Consider the following 18820-nt stretch of genomic DNA (forward strand, 5'->3'; position numbering starts at 1 on the left):
CCGATGTGACTACCGACGACACCACCAAGCTCTCCGACGCACAGCTTGCCGCCGACCTGGCCGTGGAGGCCGGCAAGGTGCTGATGGAGCTTCGGGGCCAGGGACTCGTCGGCAAGGAACTGAAGGATGCGGGCGACCGCACCTCGCATGAGTTCCTCATGCACGCACTGGCCAGGCACCGTCCGGGCGACGTAGTGCTCTCCGAGGAGGGCGCGGACGACCGGGCCCGCCTCGTCGCGGAGCGGGTCTGGATCGTCGACCCGGTGGATGGCACCCGGGAATACTCCGAGCCCGGCCGCACCGACTGGGCGGTGCATGTCGCGCTCTGGGAGAAGGGCGACCTGGTCGCCGGCGCCGTGTCCCGGCCGGCTGCCGGAGTCGTGCATTCCACCGACAACCCTCTGGCCGGCGACTCGGTGGACGCCGGCCGCATCCGGCTGGCGGTGTCGCGCTCCCGGCCGCCGGAGTTCGTCTCGCGACTCGCGGAGATCTTGCACGCGGAGCTGGTCCCGATGGGCTCGGCCGGAGTCAAGGCGATGTCCGTCGTGACCGGTGAGAGCGACGCCTACGTGCACGCCGGCGGACAGTACGAGTGGGACTCGGCCGCCCCCGTTGCGGTCGCCCGGGCCGCCGGGCTGCACACGAGCCGGCTCGACGGTTCACCGCTGGTCTACAACCAGCCCAACCCGTGGCTGCCGGATCTGATCATCTGTCGCCCACCGGTGCTCGCTGCTATTCGCGAGGGTCTGGATAAGCTGTAGGAACCCGCGTCAGTCCGCAGACTCGAGCGTCAGGATCGTCCGCAGCACGCGCACGATCGGCACGATGGCCGACTCGAGCTGCTCCGCCATCTTGTCGAACTCGCGCTCCCCGCGCTGGAAGGGGTCGATGACGTCGGCGTCCCCGTCGATGCGTGCATGGACCTCGTCCCGATGCAGGGTGCCGGCCGACACGACCCGCTGGACGAAGTTCGCGTCCGGCTCGTCCAGAAATGACGGCTCGGGCGGGCCTGGCGGAATGTGCTCCGCGAGATCGGAGAAGTCGAGCACCGCAAAGGTGCGGCGCAATGCCTTCGGCTCCAGCCGCACGATCGTCGTGCGGTGCTCCCGGGTCGCACAGAGCACCAGGTCGACATTGCGGACCATCTGAGCCGTCACCTGACGGGCCCGGAAGCCCTCCGGGTCTCCCCCCGCAAGGCTCAGCCGCTCGGCGGCCATCGGCTCCATCTCGTGACCGGCGAGCGCACCGGTGCCGGCGCTGGTGACCGCAATCCCGGTGCCGCGCAGCTCGCTTCGCAAGCGACGTTCCAGGTAGGGCGAGCGGCAGACGTTGCCGGTGCAGACCACCAGGATCCGTCCAGCCCCGGGCCGGAAGTCATTGCTGTCAGTCATGCATCGAGGATATGAGAGAAGCCTGAGCGGTTGCCGATTGTCCGCATCGTGTCGCCAGCTCGATGGGGCGGTCCCGGGCGATCGTGCACAGGGCCTGCCCGATAGGCATCGCCGCGGCATCGAGCCGATCGGCGACGGACGCAAAGTCGTGCGAGCGGAACCCACCTGGATCGATCAGGTCCGGCTCGTCGCGCAGACGGGCACGCACGTCGTGACGATGCTCGATCGCGGCCTCCACCAGGAGCCGCACCACAGACCCGCCGGTCCGACTGTCGGCCGGCTCCTGACGGAGCGGGTCGGATGCCAACCTCGCCGCGATATCGGCAAAGTCGAGCACGGTGAAGGTGTAGCGCAGCCCCCGGGGCTCCAGGCGAACCACCGTCGTGCGCACCTCACGTGTGGCACACAGGACCAGGTCGGCACGCTGCACCATCTCCGCCGTCAGCCGGCGCGGCCCCATGCCACCTGGCTCTGCTCCGGGACGCCGCCCGAGCAGGAGGCGTGCCGTGAGCCGGACGATCGCGCTGCCGCCCAGAGCATCGACCTCGGCACCATGGACCGTGATCCCGGTATCACCGAGCTGTGCCGCAAGCAACCGTGCGAGACGCGGCGATGCACCGACATTCCCCTCCCGGACGATCAGGATCCCCCCCGGCCGCAACCCTCCACCACCTGATTTGACCATGCCCCGAAACTACGCGAGGTGACGCCGCGCGGTCGACTACTTGACGACCTCCGTCGCAAACACGAAAACTCCTATTCGTCGCTGCCACTACGAAACTCGCACTGTCTTGTCAAGTCACGCTCGCCTGTTGGTCACTCCCAGGGCTCGCCTGTGCGCCCGCTGAGTATTGGGTCACGAACTGGACTCGATGCCCCGGTCTCGACCACGGCAGCGCCTCCCGCGGCTACCCTCACTCCTGCATGAACGACGTCTGATCGGGAAGGATCGGACCGACCGGGTGACAGGCAGGGTTGCGATGGGGTGGAGTGCCAAAACCGGGCGGCCAAGCAACATCCCGCGCGACCTGACCGACCTCAACGGGCCGGCGATCGACCCGAAACCGCGTGTCCTCTGGCTCCTGCGGATGACGCGCATGGCCTCGCCGCTGGGCGAGGTCAAGGAGTTCTGCGCCCAGGCCACCGCCCTCGGCCACCCACTCGGCTCCGACACATTGAGCAGCATCGAGAACGGCCGACGCGCGATGTCGGCCGAGGTCATCACCACCTACGAGCGTGTCCTGCACAAACGCCCCGGCGACCTGCTCGGCCCGAGCGATGCGCTCTGGCGAACCTTCGGATCCATCGGCCTGCGGCACACCTCGCACACCACACGGGATGCGACCTGGACCGAGTTGGAGCGACTCGAGGGCCGGTTTCAGGACAACCAGATGACCGGGGGCGACTGGTTGTCCTTCAGCAACCTGGTCGATATGCGAGATGGGCTGATGCTCTTCCCCTCGGTGCAGGAGGAGTGGAGCGATCGCCTGGTGACCGAGATGATGAGGTCCGTGGGCGCGGCATACATCGCCCGGTGCGAGGCCATCTCACGACTGCTGCACGATCCACAACCGCGACGAGCCATCATCCAGGCCGTGCGTGTCGCGACGCACGAGGACGGCGCCCAGGGCACCATCGACGCGGTGGCCGCGCTCGGCGACGCACCGCGCGCATCCGCCCTCGATGAGGTGCTTCGCATCTTCAGCACCACCACCGGCGGGCCCCGGACCGGCGCAGCGCTGGCCCTGCAGCAGTGGGCCGACCTGGGTGAGTTCGACACCGCCGACCGCGACCGCATCACCCGCCACCTGGTCGCCGTGGCCCACGATGACCCGACCGAAGGCGGGGAGGCTGCAATGGTCGTGGCTCCCTACATCTCGTCTCAGCTGACCACGGCGCTGTTGCGCCGCTCAGGTGCCGAGGGTCGAGTCGCGGCGCTGCCCACCCGCATGCGCCGGCCACCACGGATCGGGCAATACCTCTCGGCGGCCGCGAACTACTCCGGCATCTCTACAGACCCGATGCTGGAGCGGCTGCTGCAGGAAGCCCTCGCCCATGAGCACGATGGTCGCGGGCATCATGCCCTCGTGCTGCTCGGGGCCAGCCCCTACCGCGAGCCGATCGCCGAGACCGCCCTGGACATCTTCGCCTCCGCGGAGCCCCCGGCTCGCAAGGCCGCCGGTCACATGCTCACCTACCTCGCCGGCCCGCAGCACCAGCAGGCGCTGACGGCCCTGCTGCACGATCCCGAGCTCAGCGTCCAGGCGTTCGCCCTGCAGGCGCTCGCACACAGCTCGGGGGTGCCGGCGGACATCGACCTGCATGAGCACCTGATCCATCCCTCGCTCGCCTCGGCCACCATCTACGCGGCGGGAATGTCCGGACATCCCGACCTCGCCTCCGCCGTTGGATCTCGCTTCGTGCGGGGCGACGTCCAGCAGAGCGCCAAGTGGTGGATGGCCCACGGCACCCGCGTGGATGACGCGCCGGCGTAGCCCACAGGAGGCGGAGACGTGAATGGCGCGGCGACGACGCCGTCGCGCGGCGACAAGTTCTTGCGGACGAAGCCCACTCGAGCCCAAGTCCGTGCCGCCCGAATCCTCCTGGACCAGGCCAAGCATGGCCGTGGAACGGTCGAGGTCACGCCTGCATGGGAAGCCCTCGCGAAGGCGCAGCCGGCAGACTGACTTCGGACATCCGTCCGCCTCGTCGAAGGCGTACCGCTGGCCCGTCCCGGTCGCGCGCAATGTTGTCGTGCGATGGCCCGTCAGCCCAGAATCGGGCGCGCCTTACTCGCACGTACGGCTCACGGGCCACTACCCTGGACAGAGACCCTGCACCTGCGCGTCCGTGGATGCTGCACCGGCCGGGTCGCTTGTTATGCATGCCGAGGACGCAGTGAAGGGACACCAGTCGCGTGAGTGATGGCCACGGGTTCCGGCCCCAGAGCCTCACCCCGATGGTCGCGCGGCGCATCGACGTCGATGCCTGGGTGGGCTGGCTGCTGCGCACGCACCGTCTCGCTGCACGGCCTGGAGTCTCCGACGTCGCGTTCGGTGCGCAGTTGGCCGCCGCCGGATATCCCGCTGACGCGTCGTTCGTGGGCCGGTGCGAGGCCGGTCAGGACTCCGCCCCGGAGGCGATGATCACCGCCTACGAGCGCGTGCTCGGCCTGCCGCCTGGACAGCTGACCAGCGTATGTGAAGGTGCGAGATTTGCTCTCGCCGGTCAGCTGGCGAGTCCCCCTGACCTCACTCGCAGCGAAGTGGTCGACCGGCTCGCGCTGGTCGACGCCCGGATCGAGGGAGCGACGGCGACGGGAGCGGACTGGCTGACCCTGACCACGCTGGCCGACGGGCCGCACCCGGTGATGCTGCCACCCAGACTGGCCCGCACCTGGGTCAGGCAGCTGCTGGCCGAGACGGTCCGCGCCGCGAGGTCCGCCCGCACAACCCGCATCCAGGCGCTCTGCCGCCTGGTGCGCAACCCACAGACCAAGGACGCGGTGGTCGACGTCGTGTTCGATCTCGTCGCGACGCCCGGCGCGGCAGGTATGGCCACCGCGCTCGGTGTGATCGGCACCTCCGCCGACCCGCGGCTGATCGACCGGCTGATCACCACCCTTGAGGAGCCCTGCGCCCACGCCCGCCGTGCCGCAGCCCACGCCTTGCTGACCCCGATCTCGCAAGATCGACTGACAGCGAGCCAGCGTGCCCGGATAGGCGAGGGCGTCCTGGGCGTATGCCGCCACGACCCGCAACGGGCGGCGACGGCCGTCGTGCTGGCCTCCCGTCTGTCCCCCGGCCTGGTTCGGCAGGCAACCAGCCTGCTGGGTCATGACCCTCGCCCACTACACCATCGGCAACAGCCCAGCCCCGAGCTGTATGCCAGGCTGACTGAGGCCCGACACGACCTCGACCCCAAGGACCCGGTGCTCGCCCAGCTGCTGCACGCGGCGCTGGTCGGACACTTCCCCGAGCGCCGGCACCATGCACTTCAGCTGCTGGGAGCCAGCCCCTACCGGTCGGCGCTCGCCGACCGGGCCACCGGCCTGATCGCGACCAGCGACGACCCGGTCACCAGGAGCACCGCCGCAATGACGCTGCCCTATCTGGCGGGCTCGGCTCAGCAACGCGGTCTGCTCGACCTGCTCTCCGGCTCCTCACCGCTGGTGCGCCCCAGCGCGCTGCAGGCGCTGGCCCACGGGGCCGAGATCCCGCCCTGGTTCAGCCTCCGGCCGCATCTGCGCGATCCCCTCACCCAGACCAGCGCCGTCTTCGCCGCCGGGATGTCGGGCCACCCCGACCTAGCCGCGGCCACCGATGCCGACTGTGTCAGCGCCCAGGTCCGGCAGAGTGCGCGGTGGTGGATGGCTCACGGCACCCGGGTCGAGGACGCACCGGCCACGGCCTGACCCGCGGGGATGGGACCGGGCCTATCGTCGGTGGCCCGCCGACGGCGAACGAAGTGAGTCCGGTGGTGGACCATCCCCACGGGTGGTTGAGCCGCCGGCGAACGAAGTGAGTCCGGTGGTGGACCATCCCCACGGGTGGTTGAGCCGCCGGCGAACGAAGTGAGTCCGGTGGGGGACCATCCCCACGGGTGGTTGAGCCGACGGCGAACGAAGTGAGTCCGGCGCGTCGAAACCCCGTGAGAGTCCGCGCGTCTGGTGCCAGAGGTTTCGACACGGGCTCGCGCTTCGCGCTCCCCCGGCTCAACCAGCCGGGGGGGTGTGGCTCGCGCTTCGCGCTCCCCCGGCTCAACCAGCCGGGGGTTTTGCTCGCGCTTCGCGCTCCCCCGGCTCAACCACCCGGGGAAGTGTGACCCGGGCCCCACGGGTGGTTGAGCCGACGGCGAACGAAGTGAGTCCGGCGCGTCGAAACCCCGTGAGAATCCACGCGTTTGGTGCCAGAGGTTTCGACACGGGCTCGCGCTTCGCGCTCCCCCGGCTCAACCAGCCGGGGAGATGTGAACCGGGCCCCACGGGTGGTTGAGCCGACGGCGAACGAAGTGAGTCCGGCGCGTCGAAACCCCGTGAGAATCCACGCGTTTGGTACCAGAGGTTTCGACACGGGCTCGCGCTTCGCGCTCCCCCGGCGGGGCCAGCCGGGTGGTGGGGTCAGATGTCCATGGTCGGGTCGTGCGGATGCTGTCGGGACAACGTTCGCCGAGGCTTCCACTCAACAGGTGCGGACCGTGCCGGCTTCGGTTTCGGCGGCCGGGACCAGGACAGGCAGGCGGAGAGCACGATCAGCAGCGGAGCGGCGATCATCATGCCGCCGGGCGGGATCGCCGTGCCCGAGTCGTTGCTGAGGAACCCGATCAGCCAGCACACCACTGTCGCCGCAAGCCCGTGGCCGAGGAAGGTGACCTTCTCCAGCAGGGGCCGGATAGGGCGGGCGATCGGCCAGTCGGGTCGCACCAGCGCGAGGATCGCGTAGAGCAGCATGAACGGCACGAGCATGGTGCCGAAGCTGGAGGTGAGCATGTGCCAGTTCGCCTGCCAGATCCGGTCGACTCCACTGAAGTTGCCGTGGTTGCGCACCTGCGAGACGAAGTCACCCAGATGGGTGCGGTATTTCGGCGCCCGCAGGTAATCGAGCACCGCGAGCCCGCTGACGATGAGCGCCGTACAGGACCCGATCACTGCGATCCGCAGCCAGGTCAGGCGCACACCGGCGGCGTTGAGCGCCAGATAGCCGAAGGTCGGGATGAGCGCCGTCGGACCTCCACCGTCGGCGCCCCAGGACGGGAATCCGTCGACCAGCACGACAAAGCTCCCGACGAGCAACACGGTGAGCGTCGCCAGCCGGCGATGCCGACCTTCGATCAGCTTGCCGGCGAGGGTGGCGGCGATGAGTATCCCCGTCGTCGCCATGATGGCGTATCCCATGTTGCCGTTGCCATAGAACCGGCCGCCATAGACCGGCTGCAGCCCGATCATGGAGGTGAACTGCAGCCGGGAGCCATAGATGATGTCGAGCGTGATCGTTACCAGCGTCGCACCGGCGAGGAAGAGCATGGGGCCGCGCTTCCAGCGCCGCCACGGGCCGAGCAGCGCAGCGGCAGTAAGCACCGCTGCGAACGCGACGATGAAACCGGCGAGTGCCAGCCTCGGATCGCCCGCACGCCACCACGGCACCAGCCCTACCAGGAACGTCGAGACCGGCATCGCTGCGGCCATCCCCCCGACGATGGCGTATGCCGCGCGCACCAGGATGCCGGCCGGACGGCCGCGGCGGCGCTGCCGCCACCACCACAGTGAGCAGAGCAGCAGCGCGACGACGACAACGCCCAAATAGCTGATGAAGAACGGTGCCACGAAGGCGTGCTCGACCGTGAGCACCTCGGTCAACTCGGACGCCGCGACCACCGACGCCGTCGGGCTGGACGTGCTCTGCACCACGGGGACGCTGCCCTCCGTCAGGTGTGGTGCCGCCGCTCCCATCCGCGCAAGCACGAGCGCTGACAGGTCGGTCAGCTGCAGCACCCCCGGCTGCCGTGTCGCCTCCGAGGTGAGCTGCCCGTGCGGCACCCCGGGTCCGGCGATCACCACGGCGTGCAGGCTCTCGGGAGCAGTGTCGTCGGCCATCCCCGCCACCACGAGGGTCGACTTCGGCGGCAGCCGTTTCATCAGGTGGGCGATGTAGGTGTCGCTGTAGGCGGGTAGTGAGATGAAGGTCACCGGGCAGGTATGCAGGTCGGGGTTCGTCGTCGACGGCGAGTAGTGCGCGATCAGGCCGACACGATTGGCCGCGCCCAGCCCGGCAAGCTCACCGTGGGCGCTGATGCACTGCCCGATCTTGGTCATCGAGCTGCCAAGGCGGCCGATGTCGGCGGACAACGGCCGGGCCAGGGCACTTGTGCGCCACGTCGCCCAGTCCGGAAAGAACATGTCACCGGCACTCACCTGGGGCGTGACGGGCTGCGGGCACTCCGTGGTCCGCTCGCCGTGGGTCGCCGGCACCGTGCGACCGATCGTCGTGCGGGCACTTGCAGACAGGGTCAGCCACGACTGGAGCGAGCAGCTGTGCGCCGATAGAGACCTGGTAGCCATGGCGCCGACTGCGCCACGACGCGCGAGACTCCATAGCACCGGGTCGGCCGTCGCGGTGTCGTGCTCCCAGGCCAGCGACGGCACACCGACCAGAATGAGAGGGCCGGGCTGACTAAGAGCCTGCACGGGTGGGCGAGCCGTCAGCCACGCCACGGTGTAGGACATGCCCAGATAGCCTGCGACGGCGAGCGCGACAAGTGCCAGCCATCGTCGAGTCACCACCCAAGGCTACATGCGTCAACGCGGTCGCCCGGCCATGACTCTGCCCACCGGCAATCGGAGCATCGACGCCGCAACAGGCACCCGGAACACCTTCCCCGACTCCGACGACCTCCGCAGCCTTGGATCCTTGGACTGCTCCAGCCGGCGCGGGTCTCTACCCGGTAGCGCTCACCTGGGTCGGGCTCTTTGCCGAGGCCTCCCCGGCGAGTCGACGCTGCTCGCGGTGACGGGCGGCACTCTTCGGATCGTGCCGCTCCTCGTAGGCATCAAGGACCTCTTCAGTGGCGCCGTCCATCACGATCTCGCCCTTCTCGAGCCAGATCGCGCGGTCACAGGTCGCGCGCACCACACCGAGGCTGTGACTGACCAGGAAGACCGTGCCGGCCTCCTTACGCAGCTGCTGGATACGCTCCTCGCTCCGGGCGCGGAACTCCGCGTCGCCGGTGGCCAACGCCTCGTCGATCAGCAGGATGTCGTGCGACTTGCTCGACGCGATCGCGAAGCGCAGCCGCGCGCCCATCCCGCTGGAGTAGGCGTTCATCGGCAGCGAGACGAACTCACCGATCCCGGAGAACTCGCAGATCCCGTCATAGCGCTCGGCGACGTCATCCGGGGTCATCCCCATGGCCAGGCAGCCGAGGGTGATGTTGCGCTCACCGCTCATGGTCGAGATGAGCGCTGCATTCACGCCGAGCAGAGCCGGCTCGCCCAGGGTGTAGATCGCACCTTCCGAGGGGGTGAGCAGTCCGGCGACCCCGCGCAGCAGGGTGGACTTGCCGGACCCGTTGGGGCCGATGAGGCCGATCGCCTCACCGCGCCACGCGGTGAAGCTGACGCCGCGCACCGCGCGCACCTCCCGCATCCCTGGAGTCGATTGGCGCATGACCGTGCGAGCCAGCGCGGCGGCGCCACCACGCTTGGCATACCGGCCGGAGATCTTATAGGTGAGGTGGACGTTGTCCGCGATCACGGTCGGAACCCGGTCTTCGCGCTGTTCAGTCACGGCCGTATTCCTCCTCGGCCTTCCAGAAGAACACGTAACCACCGACGAGAACGACCACGGTCCACGCGAACGCGGAAAACCACTCGCCCAGCGTCGAGCTCGGACCGGAAGCGAGCAGCGCGCCGCGGTACAGGTCCATGAACTCGGCGGCCGGGTTGACCCCCAAGATCTTGCCGACCAGCGGGTTCATGTGCGCGGTGACCTGGGTGATGCTGTACATGACCCCGGACGCGTAGAGCCACACCCGCATCACGAACGGGAGCATCTGCGAGACATCGGGCACCTTCGCGCCGATCCGCGCGAAAAGGAAGGCCAGCCCGACACAGAAGAGCGACTGCAAGACCAGAGCCGGGATCACCTCGAGCCATTGCAATCGAATGGGCTCGCCGGTGAGCACCACGATCGGCACGAGCACGACCAGCGACATCAGCATCTGCTGCAGCGCAATGGCTGTCGCCGAGATGGGAAATACCGCGCGCGGGAAGCGCAGCGTGCGAGCCAGGGACAGGTTCGACTGGAGCGAGCGTGCCCCACCGTCCAACGTGCCCTGGATGAACTGAAAGACGAACATGCCGATCACCAGATAGCTGATGTAGTTCGGCACACCACGCGAGGCCTTCAACAGCAGCCCGAAGAGCAGGTAATAGACGCCCGCGTTCAGCAGCGGGGTCAACACCTGCCAGGACTGGCCGAGGAAGCTGCGTGAGTATCCGGACGCGTTGGTCGCCCGGGCGAATTCGACGACGAAGTGGCGCCTGTTCCATAGTTCGCTGGTGTAGGTGCTCAGGGACTCTCGAGCCCCTGCCCGCTTGAGGCCGTAGCGTGAGACCAGTTGCTGCACCTCCGCCCGGGATAGCGGATCACCACCCGGCCGGTTCTGCCGCGCCTCACCCAGCTGTGTCACGAGGGGAACGATACGGCATGGGGATCACCACCCGGTGACACGCGCTGTGCGTACCAAGCACCGTCCTGGCGCGCCTGCTGGCGTCGCTCTTCGACACATGACCAAGATCACAGCAGAGCAGGTCGTTTCTTCAGGTTCCTCCCGAGTCACACCACTAGCATGTCTGGAGCCTGGCGATGCCCGAGATCACAGATCCTGGGCACACGCTTTTGATGCAGCTGCCCTCGGGATCGTCCCGGGCTTGCGGGCCCACATAGGAGGATCCCATGGCACGACCGGCGCACCCTGCCGCAAGAGTCTGCCGAGGTGTCCTGACGTGAGTCTCCTGCGTCTGCCGTCGTCACGAAAAGGTGAGTCGCAGCATCGTTCTGGGACTGTGCCTGGGGCCGCACGGCGTTGGGGCGTCCGGCTGGCAATCGCCATCGCGGTGCTCGTCGTGGCCTGGCTGCTGTTCGAGGTCGCGGTGCGCATCATCACGACGGACCTGTGGTTCGACTCGGTGAACGACGGGTCCGTGTATACGACGGTGCTGTGGGCGAAGGTCTTGTTGTTCTCCGTATTCGGGGTCATCGCCGCCATCATCGGCGGCCTGACCTTCCTGGCCGTGCGCCGAGCCGTACCGCGACTGTCGATCCACGAGGAGGACGACGTGTTCCGCGCCGCGTTCCGGCGGCACGAGCACCAGGTCTGGCGGCTCATCATGCTGCTGGCCGTGGTCGTCCCGGGTGTGCTGGCCGGCGAGCGGGCGCAGGGCTACTGGCAGACCTATCTGCTGTGGAGCCACTCCGCCCCCTGGCACGGCACCGATCCGCAGTTCCACAAGGACATCTCCTTCTTCGTGGAGGTCTATCCCTTCCACCTCATGGTCGTGTCGCTGCTGTCACACGCGATCCAGTACGGCCTGTGGATCGCCGTCGTCGGCGGCTACTGGTACGGCGGATGGCGAATCCGCGGCGGCCGCCAGAAGGTCACTCGCAGCAGCGTCATCCTGCTGTCGCTGCTGTTGGCCGGATACATCGCCCTGAAGGCCGTAGGTTACTGGTTGGCACGGTATGGGCTGACCACCTCCGGTCAGGGGCCGGTCACCGGTATGGGCTACACGGCCGTTCATGCAGCCCTGCCTAGCAAGGACACGATGGTGGTCGTCGGGGCCTTGTGCGCGCTGGCCCTGCTGGCCAACGTTTTCGTCGTACGCCGTACCCGGATGCTCGTGACCTCCATAGGCGTGCTCGTGGCCGCCGCCCTCGTGGTCGGGACCGCCTGGCCGTCACTGGTCTACCGGCTGCGCGAGCAGCCGAGCGCGGCGCAGGTCGACCTGCCGGAGATTGCCAATAACCAGAAGGCCACCCTGGCGGCGTTCGGCCTCGACGGGGACGTCAAGACCATCCCGTACAACCCGTCGAAGACGATCCAGGGCAACGCACTCGTGAAGCTCGCCATGAAGACGGCCCAGATCCCGGTGCTCGATCCGAACCAGATGTCGCCGACGTTCACCGTCAAGCAGCAGATTCAGCCGTACTACGGCTTCAAGTCGACGCTCGACATCAGCCATTACGATGTGGCCGCGAGAAAGGGCCAGGACGTCGCCCTGGCCGTGCGTGGGCTGAACATCTCGGGTGTCCCCGACCAGACCTGGGTCAACGACCACCTGGTGTACACCCACGGCTACGGGGTCGTTGCGGCGCCGACCACCGAGATGGACGCGGCGACCGAGAGCCCGGTCTTCCTCAACGGCGGTATGCCGCCCAGCCAGGAGATTCCCGTCACCCGCCCGCAGGTGTACTTCGGCCAGTCCTTCGCGGCAGGGTCGTATGCCATCGCCGGGCAGCCGGCGAGCAGCCACCAGAACCTCGAGTTCGACCACCCGGGCGCCAAGGGCTCGGCGAGCTCGGCCCACACGACCTATACGGGCAACGGGGGCATTCCGATCGGTTCGACGCTGCGCCGGTTCCTCTACGCGGTCCGGCTGAACAGCTCGAGCATCCTGTTCAGCTCGGAGCTCAACAGCGCCTCCCAGTTGCTCATGGTGCGCGATCCGCGGGCACGGGTCGCCAAGATCGCTCCGTGGCTGACCCTCGATGGTGACGTGTATCCCGCGATCGTCAACGGGCAGATCAAGTGGATCGTCGACGGCTACACCACCTCAAACCGCTACCCCGACTCGCAGATGGTCAACCTGCACGGCGCCACCAGCACCACGCTGACCGCCAACGGTGCATCGGTGGCCCAGTCCAGCACCGGCGTGAACTACATGCACAACTCGGTCAAGGCGGTCGTGGATGCATACACGGGCAAGGTCACGATGTACGCGTGGAACCAGAAGGCACAGCCCGACCCACTGCTGACGGCGTGGGAGTCGGTCTTCCCCAAGCTGATCAAGCCGCAGTCGAGCATCCCGTCGGCACTGCTGTCGCAGATGCGCTACCCCACGGACCTGTTCAACACGCAGCGCACCCTGCTGGCGCAGTACCACGTCACCGGGCCGGCGAACTTCTACAGCGCCAACGACTTCTGGAAGGTTCCCTCGGACCCGACGGTCGCCGCCGCCAAGAAGATCAACGCGAAGACCAACACCACCACCAACGTGCCCGCTCCGTCCCAGCCCTCGGACTACATCTCGATGTCGGCCAACGGATATGGCAGTGAGCACTACGCGTTGTCGAGTCCCATGGTCACGTATAACGGCCGTGACCTCGCCGCCTTCGTGTCGGTCGACGCCCAACCCGGCCCGAACTACGGGAAGTTCACGGTGCTCGACTTCCCGTCGGAGTCGGGCGGCGAGTCTCCGTCGCAGGTGCAGAACGACATCGAGTCGGACACCACGATCACCGAGGCGCTGACCCTCCAACGCGGTGGTCAGTCGAAGGTCGTGCTGGGTGATCTTGTGTCGATCCCCGTCGCCGGTCGCATCCTCTACGTGGAACCGGTCTACACGCAGTCCACCAGCAGCCAGTCGTTCCCGATCCTGCGTCACGTCATTGCTCTCTATGGCAACGGTGCACCATCTTTCGACAACAACGTCACCGCTGCGCTGAAGTCGGCATTCAACTCCGCCGGCCAGAACTGACCCATCGAGTGCGTCTCAAAATACATAAGGTTAGCTAACTCTACCCATAACTTTGTGTAGGTTGCTTTCGTGCTCCTATCGCTCCGCACCGTCACCTTCGGCAACGGCCCACAGTGACCGCTCTGCTCGCGCACAACACCGTGCAGCTGCTGCTGGTGTCGTTCGGCATCGGCATCGTGATCGGCCTGACCGGCATGGGCGGCGGTGCGCTGATGACGCCGGCCCTGATCCTGCTCGGCATACCCCCCGCGGCGGCGATCGCGAACGACCTGGTCGCCGCCGGACTCAACAAGAGCGTGGGCGCCGCGACCCACCTGCGACACGGCACACCACACCGAGCCCTGGTGGGCTGGCTGGTGCTCGGGTCGGTCCCGATGGCCGTCACGGGATCCTGGATCGACCACTGGATCGGGCCCGGTCAGGGCCACCTGCTCACGCTCGCGATCGGCGCCACGCTCCTGGTGACCGCGGCGACCTACACGATCCGGCTGTATGTCGAGGCGCGCCGCCGGCCGTCGGACCACGGCGGGGATCCGGCCGTTCGCCCGCTGCCGACGCTGGCCGTCGGCGCCGTCGGCGGGTTGCTCGTCGGCATCACCAGCGTCGGCTCCGGGTCGCTGATCATGGTGTGCCTGCTGCTGCTGTATCCCACGCTCGGTCCGCTGCGCCTCGTCGGCACCGACCTGCTGCAGGCCACCCCCTTGGTCGTCGCTGCTGCCATCGGACACCTGGTCACGACCGGCGTCAACTGGTGGGTGCTGGTCCCCCTGGTGATCGGCGGCTCCCCCGGCACGTTCCTCGGCGCTCGGCTGGCACCCCGCATACCGCGGGGCGTCACCAGGCGGGGGATCGTGGTGCTGCTGAGTCTCACCGGCCTGGCGACCCTGGGCGCCTCGCCGACCTGGATCGCCGCCGCCGCCGGCGTGCTGATCGCCGTCGCCGCCGGGTCAGAGCTGGCGAGGTTGCGGCCGGCGCCGCACGCCCCACAGCCTGATCTCGACGAGGCGCAGGCCGTGCGGGGGATACCCGGTAGGCGGTTCTGGGCGTAGCCTGCCAAGATGGCTCGCGAGACCGTTGCGGGTGGTGTCCGGCTGGCCGAGTTGTTGGGTGTTATGTCCCTGGGTGTCGATCTGGGGATGGGCCAGCCGATGGAACATGTGTTGCGGCAGTGCCTCATAGCGCTACGCCTCGCAGAGCGTGCCGGGCTCGAGGAGCCCGAGCGGCTGGTCGTCTTCTACACCTCCCTGCTCGCCTGGGTCGGTTGTCACGTTGACGCCTACGAACAGGCCAAGTGGTTCGGCGACGACCGTGCGCTGAAGGCCGATTTCCGGCGGGTGGACTTCTCCGGTCCGACAGCCCAGAGGATGTTCATCGTGCGCCACCTCGGGACGGGGAAGTCGGCGTTTGAACGAGTTGGCGTGGGCGTCGACTTCGTCCGCGGGGGCGGAATCCAAGCCGCCCGGGACATGATCAGCAACCACTGGCGCGCCGCCGACGACCTGGCCGAGCGGTTGGGCCTGGATGCTGCGGTGCGTCGCAGCGTCGGGCAGACCTTTGAACGCTGGGACGGTGCAGGGGTGCCCACGGGGGCCAAGGGCGCCGACGTCCTGACGACCTCGCAACTGGTGAGCCTGGCCGATGTCGTGGAGGTATTTCATCGAGCCGGTGGTATCGACGCCGCCGTCGGGGTGGCCCGGCGGCGCAGCGGCACCCAGTTCGCGCCGCAGCTGGTGGACCTGTTCTGCCGGGAGGCCCGGCAACTGTTCGCCGACCTGGCGACGCCGACGAGTTGGGACGCGGTCCTCGCGGCGGAGCCCGGTTCTGGGATCCGGCTCTCCGACGCCGAGCTCGTGGCCGCTTTGGAGGCGGTCGCGGACTTCGTCGATCTCAAGTCCCCCTTCACTGTTGGCCACTCCCGCGCGGTCGCGGATCTCGCTGCGGCGGCGGCCCGTCATCATGGGCTCTCAGAAGCGGAGGCACACACTGTCCGACGGGCCGGCCTGGTCCATGACCTCGGGCGGCTCGGCGTCCCCAACACGATCTGGGACAAGCCGGGTGCGCTCACCGAGGTGGAGACCGAGCGGGTGCGGATGCACCCCTACCTGTCCGAACGGATGCTGGCCTTCTCCGGCGCGCTCGCACCGCTGGGGGCTATCGCGGTCCAGCATCATGAGCGGCTCGACGGGTCCGGCTATCCGCGCGGGCTGGCCGGAGACGCGCTGGACCCGGCGGGTCGGATCCTGGCCGCCGCCGACACCTATCGCGCGTGGCTGGAGCCGCGGCCGCACCGCCCCGCGGGAACCGTTGAGCAGGTTGCCACGAGACTGCGAGCCGAGGTCCGCGGCGGTCGGCTCGACGGTGGCGCCGTGGACGCGGTGCTGCGTGCTGCCGGTCACCGGGTCAGCGTGCGCACGCAGTGGCCGGCGGGACTCACGGCTCGCGAGGTGCAGGTGCTCCAGCTGGTGGCGCGTGGGCTCTCAAACCGGCAGATCGCCGACGAGCTGGTGATCTCCCGCAAGACCGTGGGTAACCACGTCGAACACATCTACACCAAGATCGGCGTCTCCAACCGCGCGCTGGCCAGCCTTTTCGCGTCCAGGCACGCACTGATGAATGCCGTGACGGCCGACTCGATCTGACGGGGTTTCACAATCGGCCGCCGGAGGATGGGCCGAAAAGATGGGGTGGTCACCCCATGTCCCGCGGCAAGGCCCCGCCTAGCGTCGAGCACGTGGCCCGGCACCCGGACCCGCTTCACGAAAGGGGACGATTGGCGATGACCGAGGTAAAACAGTCCACCGAGGTGGACTTCGACAAGTTGATGGCGTTCGTGTTCCATTGTGTCGACGAAGTCGGCGCAACCCTGAATGCCGCTCTCGTCGTCATGGGAGACAAACTTGGCTACTACCGGGCCATGGCAGCCTCGGGGCCAACCACACCCAGCCGGCTCGCCGAGAGCACCGCCACCACCGAGGCGTACGCGCGCGAATGGCTCAACGCCCAAGCGGCCGGTGCCACCGTTGACTACGACCCGGCGACCGGGCAGTACACCCTCCCGCCCGAGCAGACAGTCGCCTTCACCGACGAATCCAGCCCGGCGTATCTGCCCGGTTTGTTCCAGATCGCACTGGGCACGGTTGCGGACGCTTCGAAGATCGTCGAGCTGGCCCGCAGCGGGTCAGGGCTCGGCTGGGACGAGCACACCCACGACGTACACGAGGGCTGCGAGCGATTCTTCCGACCCAGCTACAACGCCCACCTGGTGGCCGAGTGGCTGCCCGCGCTTGACGATGTGGTCACCAAGCTTGAGGCCGGCGCCCGAGTGGCCGACATCGGCTGTGGTTATGGCGCCTCAAGCATCATCATGGCCCAGGCCTTCCCCAACTCGACGTTCGTCGGCTATGACTATCACGCGGACTCGATCGACTCGGCCCGCTCGCGGGCCCAGGCTGCAGGCGTCAGCAACCGGGTGCGCTTCGACGTGGCATCTGCCACCTCGTTCGCCGGAACGGGCTTCGATCTGGTCACCACCTTCGACGCGTTGCACGACATGGGCGACCCCGTCGGTGCGGCGCGGCAGGTACGCCGCAGCCTCGCCGAGACCGGCACGTGGATGATCGTCGAGCCCATGGCCGGCGACCACGTCCAGGACAACCTCAATCCGGTCGGGCGTGCCTACTACGGATTCTCGACTCTGCTGTGCACCCCCGCCTCACTCTCGCAGGAGGTCGGGCTGGCGCTCGGAACCCAGGCCGGCCCGGCCCGGATCAAGGACATCGTGACCGAGGGCGGGTTCACTCGCTTCACCAAGGTGGCCCACACACCCTTCCACCAGGTACTGGAAGTCAGGCCGTGACCACCTGCCCGACCGTGGGCGTGGCTGAGCGGCGCATCTGGTGGTGTGTCGAGCTGAGCTGAGGGACGTATCAGCGGGGTCCACGGCGCCTCCTTGCTGGTAATACCTCGTCCAAAGATCAAGGAGATTGCGATGAGCGACATTACGAATCTGGAGTTGACGATCGTGACCGGTGGCGACGACCTGCGGGCAGACAGCTCTGCGACGGCCTACGTCATCGTTGTGGACGGCAATCGGACTCGGGAGTATTCGACCCAGTTGAAGTCTGAGACCGACTCGAGCTGGGGTAACGACAGCTCGCATGGTCCGATCGTCTGGAACATGGCCCCGGGCGTCACGAGCGACAACCTGTCCCGACTCGGGATTCGGCTGCACGCCCACGAGGACGCCACTGAGACTCCTGACAACTGGGACATCACCAGCGTGCTGGTCACCTACCCCGGTGACGGTGGCGGGCAGGTGACCCTCGTGGACCTCTCGGGTGGGCCGCTGGTGCGTCTGACCGGAAGCGAACCGTTCTGGGAGACCGATGTCAACTGAGCCGAACACCACGAACTGCAGGTGAACTACAGTCCGCCGCTGCGCGTGGAGTCGAGTCGTCCACACACCGTGTGGGCGTCCCGCTACGCCTGATCAGCAACTCTCTTCTGGAGGCCGGTCTCCTCCGCCTGTGGGACGGAATGCGCGAACCTGCCGATGGGCTGGCGTTGGCGCGGTTGGGAACCGCCGGCTGGTGCCGCGGTTAGCTGCGGAGCATCGTCCAGAGTGTCGGGCCGTTTTCTGGGAGCGAGATCTCCTGGATCACGGCGAACCCGAATCGCTGGTAGAGCGGCACGTTCCGTTGGTTGCTGCTCTCCAGGTAGGCCGGTCCGTCGATGCTCGCCAGGCGCTGCTCCAGCAGGGCCGACCCGGCGCCTGTTCCCGGCGTCGGAGCGCCGATCGCCGCGAGATACCAGAACTGCCCGGACGGCCTGGCTCGCGTGAAGGCGCGCTCAAGCTCAACGCCGCGGCGGTAACCCGACCCCATCGCGAAGAACAGCCTCGACAATCCCACGAGCCCTTGCCGCATCGACACGCTGTGGACGGGTGGATCCCACAAGGCGGCCCCCACCGGTTCGCCGTTGTCCGACGCGATGTCGGCGCAACCGGGAGCGGCATGCAGGTGAAGGGTAAGGGCTCGAAACATCTGAATGTCGCGGCGAGGCTTCGGCATCAGCCAGCGGACCACGGGATCGTCGGCGAACGCGGCGGCCAACACGACGCTGATGGCCCGGCGGTCCTGGGCGGTGGCTTTGCGGACCTCCAGCATGGCCAAGAGTC

Annotated in this window: 14 protein-coding genes; 8 read left to right on the plus strand and 6 right to left on the minus strand. The window is 67.9% G+C overall.

The genetic code is table 11. The annotated features are described in order from the left end of the window. Positions 1-5 precede the first annotated feature (5 nt). Entirely contained in the window at positions 6-761 is a 756-nt protein-coding gene (locus FGL98_RS11815; RefSeq protein WP_246136512.1) for a 3'(2'),5'-bisphosphate nucleotidase CysQ, read from the plus strand. A gap of 9 nt (positions 762-770) precedes the next feature. On the opposite strand, the gene FGL98_RS11820 is transcribed toward FGL98_RS11815, so the two are convergent. After that, entirely contained in the window at positions 771-1391 is a 621-nt protein-coding gene (locus tag FGL98_RS11820; protein WP_186526122.1) for an arsenate reductase/protein-tyrosine-phosphatase family protein, read from the minus strand. Continuing rightward, positions 1384-2076 carry a low molecular weight phosphatase family protein gene (locus FGL98_RS25430; RefSeq protein WP_186526123.1) on the minus strand — a complete coding sequence of 231 codons (693 nt, stop codon included), beginning with the start codon at positions 2074-2076 and terminating at the stop codon, positions 1384-1386. The genes FGL98_RS11820 and FGL98_RS25430 overlap by 8 nt, the downstream gene beginning before the upstream one ends. A gap of 277 nt (positions 2077-2353) precedes the next feature. Here FGL98_RS25430 and FGL98_RS11825 point away from each other — a divergent pair, with 277 nt between their 5' ends. Further along, a complete protein-coding gene (locus FGL98_RS11825; protein WP_222432140.1) occupies positions 2354-3886 on the plus strand; it encodes a hypothetical protein in 1533 nt (510 codons plus the stop codon). A gap of 422 nt (positions 3887-4308) precedes the next feature. Then, entirely contained in the window at positions 4309-5805 is a 1497-nt protein-coding gene (locus FGL98_RS11830; RefSeq protein ID WP_146316980.1) for a hypothetical protein, read from the plus strand. 705 nt (positions 5806-6510) lie between these two features. On the opposite strand, the gene FGL98_RS11835 is transcribed toward FGL98_RS11830, so the two are convergent. The 3 genes from FGL98_RS11835 to FGL98_RS11845 form a co-directional block, all read right to left on the minus strand. Further along, a complete protein-coding gene (locus FGL98_RS11835) occupies positions 6511-8667 on the minus strand; it encodes a hypothetical protein (protein WP_146316981.1) in 2157 nt (718 codons plus the stop codon). A 157-nt stretch (positions 8668-8824) separates the two neighbouring features. Next, positions 8825-9673, minus strand: a complete 849-nt coding sequence (locus FGL98_RS11840) for an ABC transporter ATP-binding protein (RefSeq protein WP_222432141.1) — start codon at positions 9671-9673, stop codon at positions 8825-8827. Then, entirely contained in the window at positions 9666-10577 is a 912-nt protein-coding gene (locus FGL98_RS11845; RefSeq protein WP_222432142.1) for an ABC transporter permease, read from the minus strand. Before FGL98_RS11845 ends, FGL98_RS11840 begins: the two co-directional genes overlap by 8 nt. Before the next feature lie 316 nt (positions 10578-10893). Between FGL98_RS11845 and FGL98_RS11850 the strand changes: the two genes are divergently transcribed. From FGL98_RS11850 to FGL98_RS11870, 5 genes are all read left to right on the plus strand, one after another. After that, positions 10894-13644 (plus strand): UPF0182 family protein, encoded by a 2751-nt coding sequence (locus tag FGL98_RS11850; RefSeq protein WP_222432143.1) that lies wholly within the window; start codon positions 10894-10896, stop codon positions 13642-13644. A gap of 113 nt (positions 13645-13757) precedes the next feature. Continuing rightward, entirely contained in the window at positions 13758-14693 is a 936-nt protein-coding gene (locus FGL98_RS11855) for a sulfite exporter TauE/SafE family protein (RefSeq protein WP_146316984.1), read from the plus strand. A 9-nt stretch (positions 14694-14702) separates the two neighbouring features. Beyond that, the gene (locus tag FGL98_RS11860) at positions 14703-16283 is read left to right on the plus strand and encodes an HD domain-containing phosphohydrolase (RefSeq protein WP_146316985.1); all 1581 of its coding nucleotides are present in this window, start codon (positions 14703-14705) and stop codon (positions 16281-16283) included. A 137-nt stretch (positions 16284-16420) separates the two neighbouring features. Continuing rightward, a complete protein-coding gene (locus tag FGL98_RS11865) occupies positions 16421-17500 on the plus strand; it encodes a class I SAM-dependent methyltransferase (protein WP_146316986.1) in 1080 nt (359 codons plus the stop codon). Positions 17501-17632: 132 nt separating this feature from the next. Next, positions 17633-18040 (plus strand): hypothetical protein, encoded by a 408-nt coding sequence (locus tag FGL98_RS11870; RefSeq protein WP_146316987.1) that lies wholly within the window; start codon positions 17633-17635, stop codon positions 18038-18040. 202 nt (positions 18041-18242) lie between these two features. On the opposite strand, the gene FGL98_RS11875 is transcribed toward FGL98_RS11870, so the two are convergent. After that, complete coding sequence (locus FGL98_RS11875) at positions 18243-18809, minus strand: GNAT family N-acetyltransferase (protein ID WP_146316988.1); 567 nt, start codon at positions 18807-18809, stop codon at positions 18243-18245. Between the last annotated feature and the right edge of the window lie 11 nt (positions 18810-18820).

Source organism: Leekyejoonella antrihumi, assembly GCF_007845645.1.
GTDB classification, from domain to species: domain Bacteria; phylum Actinomycetota; class Actinomycetes; order Actinomycetales; family Dermatophilaceae; genus Leekyejoonella; species Leekyejoonella antrihumi.